Source organism: Achromobacter sp. MFA1 R4 (genome assembly GCF_900156745.1).
GTDB lineage: Bacteria > Pseudomonadota > Gammaproteobacteria > Burkholderiales > Burkholderiaceae_B > Achromobacter.
Genome location: NZ_LT707065.1, coordinates 4,820,934 through 4,833,975 on the forward strand (window position 1 = coordinate 4,820,934; position 13,042 = coordinate 4,833,975).

A 13,042-nucleotide genomic window follows, 5' to 3' on the forward strand; every position below is an offset into this window, starting at 1 on the left:
ATGGCGATCAAGAAAGACAAAGTTGATGCAGTGTTGGTCGGGTTCGGCTGGACCGGCGCGATCCTGGGTCAGGAGCTGACCGAGGCGGGCCTGCAGGTGCTGGCGCTGGAACGTGGCGGCATGCAGGACACGCCCAAGGACGCCGAGTATCCCAAGGTGATCGACGAGCTGAAGTATTCGGTGCGCGGTTATCTGTTCCAGGACCTGTCCAAGGAAACCGTGACGATCCGCCACGGCGTGGACGACGTGGCGGTGCCGTATCGTCAGAATGGTTCGTTCCTGCTGGGAACGGGCGTGGGCGGGGCGGGCTTTCACTGGAACGGCATGCACTATCGCGTGCTGCCAGAAGAGCTGGAGCTGCGCACGCGCTACGAAACGCGCTACGGCAAGAAGTTCATCCCGGAAGGCATGACGATCCAGGACTTCGGCGTCACCTATGACGAGCTGGAGCCGCATTTCACCAAGTTCGAGTACGTCTGTGGCACGTCGGGCAAGGCCGGCAACCTGGATGGCAAGATCGTCGAAGGCGGCAACCCGTTGGAAGGCAAGCGCAGCAAGGAGTTCCCGCTGCCGCCGCTGGCCACGACCTATGGCGCGTCGCTGTTCGAGAAGGCGGCGCGCGAAGTCGGCTTCAATCCCTATCCCACGCCTGCCGCCAACGCATCCGGTCCGTACACCAACCCGTACGGCGTGCGGCTTGGCCCCTGCAATTTCTGTGGCTTCTGCGAAAACTACGGCTGCTACATGTATTCGAAGGCCTCGCCGCAGACCACGATTCTGCCGGTGCTGCTGAAGAAGCCGAATTTCGAGCTGCGCACGCGTTCGCAGGTGATCAAGGTCAACCTGGATTCGACCGGCAAGAAGGCCGTGGGCGTGACCTATATCGACGCCGAGGGCCGCGAGATCGAGCAGCCCGCCGACCTGGTGATCCTGTCGGCCTACCAGATGCACAACGTGCGCCTGTTGCTGCTGTCGGGCATCGGCAAGCCCTACGACCCGAAGACCAATGAAGGCGTGGTCGGCAAGAACTACGCGTACCAGATGAACGGCGCGGTCAACGTGCTGCTGCCCAAGGGCACGCAGTTGAACCCGTTCGTGGGTACTGGCGCGGGCGGCGTGGGCATGGACGACCTGAACGGCGACCAGTTCGACCACGGTCCGCTGGGCTTCGTCGGCGGGGCCAGCATCCGCCACGTGCGTTACGGCGGCCGTCCCATCAAGCAGACGCCGACGACGCCGGGCACCCCGACCTGGGGCACGGCCTGGAAGGCGGGCGTGCAGGACGCCTATCAGCGCTTCATGACCATCGGCATTTCCGGTTCGGTGATGTCGTACCGCGACGCGTACCTGTCGCTCGATCCGACCTACAAGGACGCCTACGGCCAGCCCCTGCTGCGCATGACGTTCGACTGGCACGACAATGAGTTCGACATGCTGGGCTACATGGGCAAGCGCATGGAGACCGTGGCCAAGGCCATGAATCCGGAGAAGCACTTCGTGGCGGTGCGCAAGAAGGGCGCGCGCTACGACACGCGCGTCTACCAGAGCACGCACAACACGGGCGGCGCGATCATGGGCTCCAATCCCAAGGAAAGCGTGGTCAACAAGTACCTGCAGAGCTGGGATGTGCCGAACGTGTTCGTGATGGGCGCCTGCGTGTTCCCGCAGAACATGGGCTACAACCCGACGGGGCTGGTCGGCGCCTTGGCCTATTGGGCCGCGCAGGCGATCCGCGAGCAGTACCTGAAGAACCCCGGCCCGCTGGTCCAGGCTTAAGGAGACGGAACAATGTTGAAGCAGACCATTGTTGCGGCCGTCTCGGCCATGTCGGCCCTGGTTGCCAGCGCGGCGTTCGCGGCCGACGGCACGACGGCATCGACCGATGCACAGATGATCAAGCAGGGCGAGTACCTGTCCCGCGCCGGCGACTGTATCGCCTGCCACACGGCCAAGGGCGGCAAGCCTTTTGCCGGCGGCCTGGGGATCGATTCGCCGCTGGGCATGATCTATTCCACGAATATCACGCCGGACAAGGAAACGGGGATCGGCAACTATTCGCTCGAGGACTTCGACCAGGCCGTGCGCCACGGCGTGGCCAAGGACGGACATTCGCTGTACCCGGCCATGCCTTACACCGCGTACGCCAAGGTCACGCCCGAGGACGTGAAGGCCTTGTACGCCTACTTCATGCACGGCGTCGAGCCCGTGAAGCAGGAGAACAAGGACACCGACATCGTGTGGCCCATGTCCATGCGCTGGCCGTTGACGGTGTGGCGCTGGATGTTCGCGCCCGACGTGGCGACGGCTCCGGTCACGGTAAACGCCAGCGGCGCCGACAAGCAGGCGCTGCTGCGCGGCCAGTACCTCGTTGAAGGCCTGGGCCATTGCAGCACGTGCCACACGCCGCGCGGCGTGGCCTTGCAGGAAAAGGCGCTGACGGATGCGGACGGTGCCGCATTCCTGTCGGGCGGCGTGGTGGAAGGCTGGCTGGCCAAGAACCTGCGCGGCGACGCCACGGACGGTCTGGGTAGCTGGAGCAAGGAGGACATCGCGACCTTCCTGAAGTCCGGCCGCAACGGCCATTCGGCGGCTTTCGGCGGGATGGCCCAGGTGGTCGAGGAAAGCACGCAGCACCTCACCGACGACGACCTGAACGCGATTGCGGTGTACCTGAAGAGCCTGCCGCCGGTGAACAAGGACGCCACCAAGCCCCTGGCCTATGACGAGACCGTGGCGCAAGCGCTGCGCACCGGCAAGGACAAGAGCGACGGCGCCATGGCCTTCCTGAACAACTGCGCGGCCTGCCACCGCAGCACGGGCAAGGGTTACACCGAGACCTTCCCGCAGCTGGCGCTGAGCTCGACGGTCAACTCGGCCGATCCGGCCTCGCTGATCCACATCGTGCTCAAGGGCGCGCAGATGCCGGGCACGGCGTCCGCCCCGACCGCGTACGCGATGCCGGGCTTTGACTGGCGCATGACCGACAAGGAGGTCGCCGACGTGGTGAGCTTCGTGCGGTCGAGCTGGGGCAACCAGGGCGCGACGGTCACCGCGTCCGACGTGGCCAAGGTGCGCAAGGAGATCGGCGCGGCGCCGCAGCCGGTGCGCGCGCAGTAAACGACGGCCCCGTGCACGACCAGCCCGGCGGCTTGCTGCCGGGCTGGCAAAAGGCGCCGGAGAGTCCAGGCTCTCCGGCGCCTCTTTTTTTGCTGCGGGTGTGCGACGTGTCCACCAAGCCCGGCAGAATCCGTCGGCAGGGCTGCTATGATTACTGGATAAATAAACAGTCTCCCCGGCCGCCGCCGATGTTGCCCCCGCACCGTTACTACTACCTGCACAATTTCCAGCGCGCGCTGGCGTGGGTCTCGGACCGCTACGCCGATCTGCTGGACGAAGACGACTGCCGCTTCCTGGCGGATTTTGCTGCCATGCCGCAGGCGTCGCAGGCCTTGATGGTGCGGATGCTGATGCGGCGCGGACCATGGTTCCGGGCCAGCCGGTTGGTCTACGAGGAAATCCCTGCGGTCCAAGAGGCGGCCCGGCCGCTGGAGGCGCTGGGATGGTTGGACGCGCGCGCACCGATGTCGCTGGACGAGCTGTTTGCGTTGCTGACCAAGCCCGAGCTGTGCCGTGTATTCGCGTCGCGCGGCGCGGTACGTCCGGGGATGCGCAAGGCCGATCTGCTGGAGGCGTTGCGGGCCGAGCTGCCGCAGGCCCGGCCCTATGGCGAGTGGGACCCGGATTCCGCCGAAGCCGTGTGGCGCGTGATGGTGTCGCAACGCTGCGAACGCCTGCGCCTCATGTTCTTTGGCAATCTGCATCAGGACTGGTCGGAGTTCGTGCTGGCGGACCTGGGCGTGTTCCAGTACGAAGCCGTGCCGTTCGACGCCGCGTCGCGGGCATTCCAGACGCGCGAGGACGTCGATTGCTATCTGGCCTTGCATGCCTGCCGCCAGGCGCTGGACGAAGGCGCGGCCGTGGACGACCTGCTGCGCGCCGCGCAGGCGTGCGCCAGCGGCAATGCCTGGCTCGAAAAGCGCCGCGCCAAGGTGCTGCTGCGGATCGGGCAGGCCTGCGAGCGGGCGCAGGACTGGGAGGCCGCGCAGCGCGCCTATGCGTGTTGCGATTATCCCGGCGCGCGGCATCGGCGCATCCGCGTGTATGAACGGATGCAGCGGTTCGAGGAAGCGATGGCGCTGGCCTTGCAGGCCGGCAGCGCGCCCGAAAGCGAGGAAGAGAGCCAGCGCGTGGCGCGCATGATGCCGCGGCTGCGGCGCGGGCTGGGGCAGGGCGCGGCGGCGCGCATCGCCCCGCCGGTCGTGCCGCGCACCGACCTGTCGCTCGCGCGCCCGGTGCAGCCGTCGTCGGTGGAGTACGTGACGCGCGATCACCTGCATCAGGACGACGCCCCGGTTCATTACGTCGAGAACGCGCTGATCAATTCGCTGTTCGGCCTGCTATGTTGGCCCGCGGTGTTTGCGCCGTTGCCTGGCGCTTTCTTCCACCCCTTCCAGCGCGGCCCCGCCGATCTTGAATCGCCAGACTTCCACGCGCGTCGGCAGGCGCAGTTCGACGCGTGCCTTGCGCACCTGGATACGCACACCTATCGCGACGTCATCCTTCGGCGATACGCCGACAAGGCTGGCGTGCAATCGCCGTTCGTGTTCTGGGGCGCGTTGTCCGAAACCTTGCTGGCGCAGGCGCTGGACTGCGTTCCCGCCGCGCACCTGAAACTGCTTTTCACGCGCATGCTGCGCGACGTCAAGGGCAACCGGACCGGCCTGCCGGATCTGGTGCGCTTCTGGCCGGCCGAGCGCCGCTATGAACTGATCGAGGTGAAGGGGCCTGGCGACAAGTTGCAGGACAACCAGATCCGCTGGCTGCAATACTGCGTCGCGCACGGCATGCCGGTGCGTGTCTGCCACGTGAGCTGGCAGGGGGATGCGGCATGAGCTACGCGGTGGCGGTGCGCGCGCTGTGCGAGTTCACGGCCCGGGCGGGCGACCTGGATCTGCGCTTCACGCCCGCGCCCAGCGGCCTGGAGGGCATGGCGGGGCATGCGGTGGTGACGGGGCGGCGGGGCCCCGAATACGAGACCGAGGTTTCCCTGTCCGGCGCTTTTGAAGGCCTGCTGGTGCGCGGCCGCGCCGACGGCTACGACCCCGTGGCCAACCAGTTGGAAGAGATCAAGACCTACCGCGGTCAATTCGACAGCGTGCGCGAGAACCACCGCGTGGTGCATTGGGCGCAGGCGCGCGTTTACGGCCATCTGCTGTGCCAGGCGCGGGGCCTGGAGAGCGTGCGCGTGGCGCTGGTGTACTTCAACGTGGCGACCGAAGAAGAGACGGTGCTGGTGGAAACGCACGATGCCGCGGCGCTTGCCGCCTTCTTTCAGCAGCAATGCGAGCGGTTCCTGGCCTGGGCAAAGACGGAATTGGCGCATCGCCAGACGCGCGACGCGGCGCTGGAAAAGCTGGCGTTCCCGCATGGCGAATTCCGCGCCGGACAGCGCGATCTGGCGGTGGCCGTGTACCGCACGGCGCGGGACGGCCGCTGCCTGATGGCGCAGGCGCCCACGGGCATCGGCAAGACGCTCGGGACGATATTTCCGCTGCTCAAGGCCAGTCCGGGTTCCGGCCTGGACAAGGTGTTCTTCCTTGCTGCAAAGGGTTCCGGACGGGGGTTGGCGGTCGAGGCGCTGGACACGATCAACGCGCAGCCTGCGGCGCCCGGCCTGCGCGTCCTGGACCTGCAGGCCCGCGACAAGAGCTGCGTGCATCCCGACCTGGCCTGCCATGGCGATTCCTGCCCGCTGGCGCGAGGCTTCTATGACCGCCTGCCCGACGCGCGCGCCGCGGCGCTGGCGCGTCATACCCGGCTGGACGCGCCGGCCGTGCGCGCCACTGCCCTGGAACATGACGTCTGCCCGTATTACCTGTCGCAGGAGCTGATCCGGTGGAGCGACGTGGTGGTGGGCGACTACAACTACTACTACGACGCCACCGCGATGCTTTACGCCCTGACGCAGGCGCATCAATGGAAGGTGGCGGTGCTGGTGGACGAGGCCCACAATCTGGTGGACCGCGCGCGCCGCATGTACACGGGCGAGCTCGACCAGCACCGGCTCACGGCCGCGCGCCACGCCGCGCCCAAGGCCTTGAAGAAGCCGCTGGATGGGCTGCATCGGTCCTGGAATGCGTTGAACAAGAAGCAGGCTGAACGCTACCAGGCGTACGAAGCTGCGCCGGCGGGCGTGCTGGCGGCGGTGCAGAAGGCGGTCGCGGCCATCACTGAGCACATCGGCCAGACGCCGCTGCCGCAGGACGATCCGCTGCTTGGCTTTTACTTCGAGGCGCTGCATTTCGTGCGGCTGGCGGAGCAGTTCGGCTCGCATGCGCTGTTCGATGTGACGTTGGGCGACGTGGGGTTCGCCGGCGCCAAGACGCCGCCGTCCACGCTGTGCGTGCGCAACGTGATACCTGCCCCGTACCTGGCCGCGCGCTATGCGGGGGCGCACGCCACGGTGCTGTTTTCGGGCACGCTGAGTCCGCAGCAGTTCTATCGCGACACGCTGGGGCTGCCCAAGGACACGCCGTGGATCGACGTGGCCGCGCCGTTCCAGGCGGAACAACTGGCGGTGCGGGTCGTGGGCAATGTATCCACGCGCTATCGCGACCGCGAGCGCTCGCTGGCGCCCATTGCCGACCTGATCGCGCGCCAATATGCCGAGCGTCCCGGCAATTACCTGGGCTTCCTGAGCAGCTTCGACTACCTGAAGGGCGTGGCCGACCTGATGCGCGAGCGCCATCCGCAGGTGCCGATCTGGCTGCAGACGCCGGGCATGGACGAGCCCGGCCGCGCGGCGTTCCTGGCGCGCTTCACGGAAACGGGGCAGGGCGTGGGCTTCGCGGTGTTGGGCGGCGCGTTTTCGGAAGGGGTGGACCTGCCGGGCAGGCGGTTGATCGGCGCGTTCATCGCCACGCTGGGCCTGCCGCAGGTCAATCCGGTGAACGAAAACATGAAGCGCGCCATGGACCTGCGCTATGGCCAAGAGAACGGCTACGACTACACCTACCTGTATCCCGGCATGCAGAAGGTGGTGCAGGCGGCGGGCCGGGTCATCCGCACGGAGCACGACGTTGGCACGGTGCATCTCATCGACGATCGTTACCGGCGCGCCAAGGTGCGCGGGTTGTTGCCGGGCTGGTGGCGGGTGGACTGACCCGGCCGACGTTACGCGGGCCGCAGTTCGGTCAGCGGTTGGTCCGGATTCCGCGACACCTGGTAGCCGTACCAGAGGCTGCGCGCCATGCGCTCGGCCATTTCCTGCGCGGCGTCGGCCAGGGCGCGGTTGGGCAGGGCGTCGGTGGTTTCCGCGAAGAGCACCAGCCAGCGTTCAAAGAGCGCAGCGCTCAGGTTGGGCATGGCCACGTGCTTGGGCATGGGCATGCCCGAAAAGCGCCGGGTGCCCAGCAGCACGGCGGACCAGAAATCCGACAGCGTGGCCAGGTGCTCGTCCCAGTCGTGGACCATGCCGTTGAAGACGGGGCCCAGCGCGTCGTCCGCGCGCGCCTTGCCATAGAAGGTGTGGACCATGTCCCGGATTTCGGCTTCGGTGCAGAGGTCGGCGGGCGCGGGGGCGGGGGTGGTCAAGCGGGTCTCCGGGGGAAGGGCAGGAGGCGATGTTAGGACGGGCGAGGTCCGCGGCGGTTTGATGTGGCTCAAGCAGACGCATCGGCGCTGATTTGGGTAGTATCGTCGCCATGCGCGCACGGCTGCCGCCGCCTCGCGCTTGACCACCATATGTGCGCCCGGCGGATTCGCGGGACGCCTTCAGGAGACGAACCCTCATGCCTACCCCCGCCCCGCTGAACGAAATCGTGGCCATGCCCGCGCACGCGCTGTCGGACGCCATTCGCGGCCGCAAGGTGTCCTGCCGCGAGGTGATGCAGGCGTACCTCGCGCATATCGACCGGGTCAATCCCAAGCTGAACGCCATCGTCGCGCGCCGCGACAGCGACGAATTGCTGCGCGAGGCCGACGAGCGGGATGCGCAACTGGCCGCAGGGCTATGGCTGGGCTGGCTGCATGGCATGCCGCAGGCGCCCAAGGACCTGACCGCGGTGCGGGGCATGGTCACGTCGATGGGGTCGCTGGTCTACAAGGACGTGGTGTCGCCGCACGATTCGATTCTGGTGGAGCGCATGCGCGCGGCCGGCGCCATCTTCATCGGCCGTACAAATGTGCCCGAATTCGGACTGGGGTCGCACACCTACAACCAGGTCTATGGCGCGACCGGCAACCCCTACGACGCCAGCAAGACGGCTGGCGGCAGCAGCGGCGGCGCGGCTGCGGCGCTGGCCGCCCGCATGCTGCCGGTGGCCGATGGCAGCGATTTCGGCGGCTCGCTGCGCAATCCGGCGGCGTTCTGCAACGTCTACGGGATGCGCCCCTCCGCGGGCCGTGTGCCGTCCGGACCCTCGCCCGAGGTGTTCCTCAAACAGCTTTCTTATGAAGGGCCGATGGGCCGCACGCCGCGCGACGTGGCCCGGCTGCTGTCGGTGATCGCCGGCCACGACCGCCGGGCGCCGCTGTCGCTGACGGACGACCCGTCTCTATACGCACAGCCGCTGGAGGCGGACCTGTCGGGCAAGCGCGTGGGCTGGCTGGGCGACTGGGGCGGCTACCTGCCCATGGAGCCGGGCATCCTGGACCTGTGCACGCAGGCGCTGCAAGACCTGGAGACGGCGGGCTGCCGCGTGGACGACTACCAGGTGCCGTTCGCGGGCGACCGGCTCTGGCGCATCTGGCTGGCGCATCGCCACCTGATGGTGGGCGGGCAGTTCCATGCGCTGGTCCACGATCCGGAGACCCGCAAGCTGGTCAAGCCAGCCCTGATCTGGGAGGTGGAAGGCCTGGAAGGCATGACGGCGCGCCAGGTGTATCAGGCCACCGAAGAGCGCAGCGCCTGGTATCAGACCGTCCTGCGCATGTTCGACGACGTGGATTACCTGGCCGTGCCGTCGGCGCAGGTGTTTCCGTTCGATGTAACGCTGGACTGGCCCAAGGAGATCGCGGGCCGGCCCATGGACACCTACCATCGCTGGATGGAGACCGTGACGCCCTGGACGCTGGCGGGGTGCCCGGTCATCAGCGTGCCGGTGGGATTCAACGCGGCGGGCCTGCCGATGGGCATGCAACTCATCGGGCCGCCGCGGGGCGACCTGGCGGTGCTGCAGTTGGCCCACGCCTACGAAGGGGTGCGCGACTGGGTGCGGGCGCGTCCGCCGCAGGCGCTGTGGGCCGACGCCGCGTGACGCGGTTTGCACCTTGCGCTACTCGTGCTACCTGCGCTAACAAATACCGGTTGATTTTTTGTAATAGATATTTGCATTTTTCGGACGAAGTCAGCCATGTTTTGCGTTTTGCCCTGTTTTTCATGGCTGTGATGCGGCACCTTTGTAATAATTATCGATATTTCCCATCTTCCCCACCGATAAGGGCTGTCCGGAATTCCGGACAGCAGGGGAATCACCCCTGGGGCGTCCCGGCAGGACGTCGCAATTCGATACAGTGCAAAGGTCTCCCGGTATGAAGAATGTGACGCTCCGCCAGCGCATCCTGGCCAGTTTCCTGGCCATTCTCGCCATCATGACGCTGATGGTGGTGGTGGACTACCGGCGGCTTCTGCATGTCGAAGCGGAAGTCGAAATGATCAACGCCGACGCCGTGCCGGGCATCTACTACAGCACGTCGATCCGGGCAGCGTGGTTCGCCGGCTTCGTGGCCGTGCAGGATGCCTTCCATGCGCCGACCGAGGCGGACCGCCGCGCGGCGCTGGAAGCCCTGCCGCGCAACGACAAGCAGCTCGACGAGCACGTGGAGTTCTACCTGCGCACCATCGGCCGGCAGGACGACGAACACATGTTCGAGGAATTCCAGAAGGAGCTGCAGGAATACAAGCGCATCCGCGCCGATATCCTGTCATCGAGCGTGCAGGCGGATACGTCCCTTGCGCTGATGCGTATCCAGTCAGAATTGCGCCCGTCCTTTTATCGGGGCCGCGACATCCTGGCCAAAATGGTGAGCGCAAACAAGGCGCAGGCCGACGAAGCGGCCGTGAGCATTCGCGAATCCGTGCAAGCAGCCGAGGTCGGCATGCTGGTGTCTCTGGCCATGGCCATCGCCGCGTCCATCGTGTGCGGCTACCTCCTGATGCGCGCCATCGCCAATCCCATGCGCGAAATCGTGAAGACGCTGGAAGCGACGGGCGGAGGCGACCTGAGCCGCCGGCTCAGGCTGTCGCGCAAGGATGAGTTCAATGCCATTGAAATCGGCTTTAACGGCATGGTGGACGAGTTGACCGGCCTGGTCGGCAAGACCCAGCGGTCCGCGGTGCAGGTGGCCACGTCCGTGACCGAGATCGCCGCCACGTCCAAGCAGCAGCAGGCCACCGCGTCGGAAGTCGCGGCCACCACCACGGAAATCGGCGCCACCTCGCGCGAGATCTCGGCAACCTCGCGCGAACTGGTGCGCACCATGACCGAGGTTTCCAGCGCCGCCGAACAGACCGCCACGCTGGCGGGCAGCGGGCAGGTGGGCCTTGCGCGCATGGAGGACACCATGCGCAATGTGGTGGGCGCGGCCGGGTCGGTCAACGCCAAACTGGCGGTGCTCAATGAAAAGGCGGGCAACATCACGCAAGTCGTGACGACGATCACGAAGGTGGCTGACCAGACCAACCTGTTGTCGCTGAACGCGGCCATCGAAGCGGAGAAGGCCGGCGAGTACGGCCGCGGCTTCGTGGTGGTCGCCACCGAGATCCGGCGCCTGGCCGACCAGACGGCAGTCGCCACCTACGACATCGAACAGATGGTGCGTGAAATCCAGTCGTCGGTGTCCGCTGGCGTGATGGGCATGGACAAGTTCTCCGAGGAAGTCCGCCGCGGCATGGCGGACATGCAGCAGGTGGGAGACCAGCTTTCGCAGATCATCCAGCAGGTGCAGACGCTGGCGCCGCGCGTGCAGATGGTGAACGAGGGCATGCAGGCGCAGGCCACGGGCGCCGAACAGATCAACCAGGCCCTGCAGCAACTGAGCGACGCGGCGCAGCAGACGGTGGAATCGCTGCGTCAATCCAGCCTTGCCATCGAAGAGCTGACGCTGGTGGCCAATGATCTGCGCAGCGGCGTGTCCCGCTTCAAGGTGTGAACGCTGCCATGACATCTGCCGCCGTCCGCGCACGGACCGCCGCGGGCCATGCCGGCCCCGGGCGCCGGCTTTATCTGCTTTTCCGTATCGGCGCGGACCGCTATGCGCTGGACGCCGGGGACGTCGCCGAAGTCCTCGGGCTGCGCGCGCTCAAACAGGTGCCGGGTGCGCCGCATTGGGTGGCTGGCATGACCGAACGCCGCGGCGTGGCCGTGCCCGTCATCGACATGAGCGCGCTGGCCGGCGCGGGCGCCTGTGCCGCCGTGACCAGCACGCGCCTGGCGCTGGTGCGCTATCGGTCCGGCGCGGGCGCCGCCGAGCGCCTGCTGGGTCTGATCCTGGAACAGGCCACCGAGACCGTGCACTATGACCCCGCCGCGTTCCAGCCGCATGCGCTGGACAATACGCAGGCCCGATACCTGGGCCCCGTGCTGGCCGACGCGGGCGGCATGGTCCAGGCCGTCAAGGTCGATGACCTCTTGCCCGCCGCCGTGCGGGCGCTTCTTTTTCCGTCCGGCGATGGCGCGGCGGGCGAGGTGGCGGCATGAGCCTGCTCGAGGAATTCAGCGGCCTGCTCAAGCGCCGGATGGGGCTGGACAGCGGCTCCATCGGCCAGGCCGCCGTGGAACGGGCCGTGCGGCATCGCATGCACGCGGCCGGCGTGGACGACGAACAGGATTACCTGACGCGGGTGCAGGCCTGGCCCGACGAGATGCAGCAGCTCATCGAGGCCGTGATCGTGCCGGAGACCTGGTTTTTCCGGTATCCGGAATCCCAGGTCGCGATGGCGACCCTCGCGCGCGAACGGCTGTTTGCGCCCGGCAGTGAGGGCCGCGTGCTGCGCGTGCTGAGCGTGCCTTGTTCGAGCGGTGAAGAGCCGTATTCCATCGCCATGGCGCTGCTCGACGCGGGCGTGCCGCCGCAGCGCTTCCACGTGGACGCCGTGGATATCAGCGTACGCATGGTGGAATTCGCGCAGCGCGCCGTGTATGGCCGCAATTCGTTCCGCGGCGGCGACCTGGCGTTTCGCGACCGGTATTTCTCGGAAGTGCCCGAGGGCCATCAACTTGCCGCCCGCGTGCGCGGCCAGGTCCGGTTCCAGTCCGGCAATCTGTTCGATCCGAACCTGCGGGCGGGCGCCGCGCCCTATGACTTCGTGTTCTGCCGCAATCTGCTCATCTATTTCGACATGGCCACGCAGGAGCGCGCGGTGCAGGTGCTGCGCAGATTCGCGCGCGAGGACGGCGTGATTTTCGTGGGGCCGGCCGAGACCAGCCTATTGACGGGACGGCGCCTGCCGTCGGTGGCGCTTGCCCGGTCGTTCGCGTTCCGCGCAAAGGCCGCGCCGGCGCCCGCGGCCACGCCCGCGCCACCGCGCCCGCCGCAGTCTGGCCCGCGTCCCATCGTGCATGCCTGGGCGCCTCCGCGGCGTCCGGTCGCGCAGACGCCCGCGCCGAGGCTGCCCGTGCCGCACGCCGCCATCGCCGACACGCCCGCCGCGCCGCCGGAGCCGGCCGCCCAGGCCTCGCTGCGCCATATCGCCGCGCTGGCTGACCAGGGCAGGGTGCGCGATGTCATGGCGCAATGCCATGCGCACATCGAGCTCCACGGCGCCAGCGCAGACGCGCTGCACCTGCAGGGCCTGCTGCTGGACGCGGATGGCCAGGCGCGGCAGGCGCAGGCCGCCTACCGCAAGGCGCTGTACCTGGACCCGAACCACCGCGAAGCCTTGCTACACCTTGCCGCGCTGGTGGCCGCGGAGGGTGACCATGACGGCGCCACCCGCCTGCAGGCGCGCGCGGCGCGCCAGGAGGCACGCCGTGGCTGATGC

Annotated in this window: 9 protein-coding genes; 8 read left to right on the forward strand and 1 reads right to left on the reverse strand. The window is 67.4% G+C overall.

Annotated elements, in window-relative coordinates:
* The 4 genes from BXA00_RS22120 (at position 1) to BXA00_RS22135 (ending at position 7,222) form a co-directional block, all read left to right on the forward strand.
* Positions 1 to 1,776, forward strand: a complete 1,776-nt coding sequence (locus BXA00_RS22120; protein WP_076520544.1) for a GMC family oxidoreductase — start codon at positions 1 to 3, stop codon at positions 1,774 to 1,776.
* A gap of 12 nt (positions 1,777 to 1,788) precedes the next feature.
* Positions 1,789 to 3,117, forward strand: coding sequence for a cytochrome c (locus tag BXA00_RS22125; protein ID WP_076520545.1), 1,329 nt, complete (start codon positions 1,789 to 1,791; stop codon positions 3,115 to 3,117).
* A 188-nt stretch (positions 3,118 to 3,305) separates the two neighbouring features.
* Positions 3,306 to 4,952, forward strand: coding sequence for a VRR-NUC domain-containing protein (locus BXA00_RS22130; RefSeq protein WP_076520546.1), 1,647 nt, complete (start codon positions 3,306 to 3,308; stop codon positions 4,950 to 4,952).
* On the forward strand, positions 4,949 to 7,222 hold the full coding sequence (locus BXA00_RS22135) for an ATP-dependent DNA helicase (RefSeq protein WP_076520547.1): 2,274 nt from the start codon (positions 4,949 to 4,951) through the stop codon (positions 7,220 to 7,222). Before BXA00_RS22130 ends, BXA00_RS22135 begins: the two co-directional genes overlap by 4 nt.
* A gap of 11 nt (positions 7,223 to 7,233) precedes the next feature.
* Here BXA00_RS22135 and BXA00_RS22140 read toward each other — a convergent pair whose 3' ends face one another.
* The gene (locus BXA00_RS22140; RefSeq protein WP_076522068.1) at positions 7,234 to 7,596 is read right to left on the reverse strand and encodes a group III truncated hemoglobin; all 363 of its coding nucleotides are present in this window, start codon (positions 7,594 to 7,596) and stop codon (positions 7,234 to 7,236) included.
* A gap of 254 nt (positions 7,597 to 7,850) precedes the next feature.
* On the opposite strand from BXA00_RS22140, the gene BXA00_RS22145 reads away from it, so the two are divergent.
* The 4 genes from BXA00_RS22145 (at position 7,851) to BXA00_RS22160 (ending at position 13,039) form a co-directional block, all read left to right on the forward strand.
* Positions 7,851 to 9,317, forward strand: a complete 1,467-nt coding sequence (locus BXA00_RS22145) for an amidase (RefSeq protein ID WP_076520548.1) — start codon at positions 7,851 to 7,853, stop codon at positions 9,315 to 9,317.
* A 274-nt stretch (positions 9,318 to 9,591) separates the two neighbouring features.
* Positions 9,592 to 11,211, forward strand: coding sequence for a methyl-accepting chemotaxis protein (locus BXA00_RS22150; RefSeq protein ID WP_076520549.1), 1,620 nt, complete (start codon positions 9,592 to 9,594; stop codon positions 11,209 to 11,211).
* An 8-nt stretch (positions 11,212 to 11,219) separates the two neighbouring features.
* Positions 11,220 to 11,759: a chemotaxis protein CheW gene (locus BXA00_RS22155; protein ID WP_076520550.1), complete on the forward strand. Its 540-nt coding sequence runs from the start codon at positions 11,220 to 11,222 to the stop codon at positions 11,757 to 11,759.
* Entirely contained in the window at positions 11,756 to 13,039 is a 1,284-nt protein-coding gene (locus BXA00_RS22160; protein WP_083714309.1) for a protein-glutamate O-methyltransferase CheR, read from the forward strand. Before BXA00_RS22155 ends, BXA00_RS22160 begins: the two co-directional genes overlap by 4 nt.
* Positions 13,040 to 13,042 lie beyond the last annotated feature (3 nt).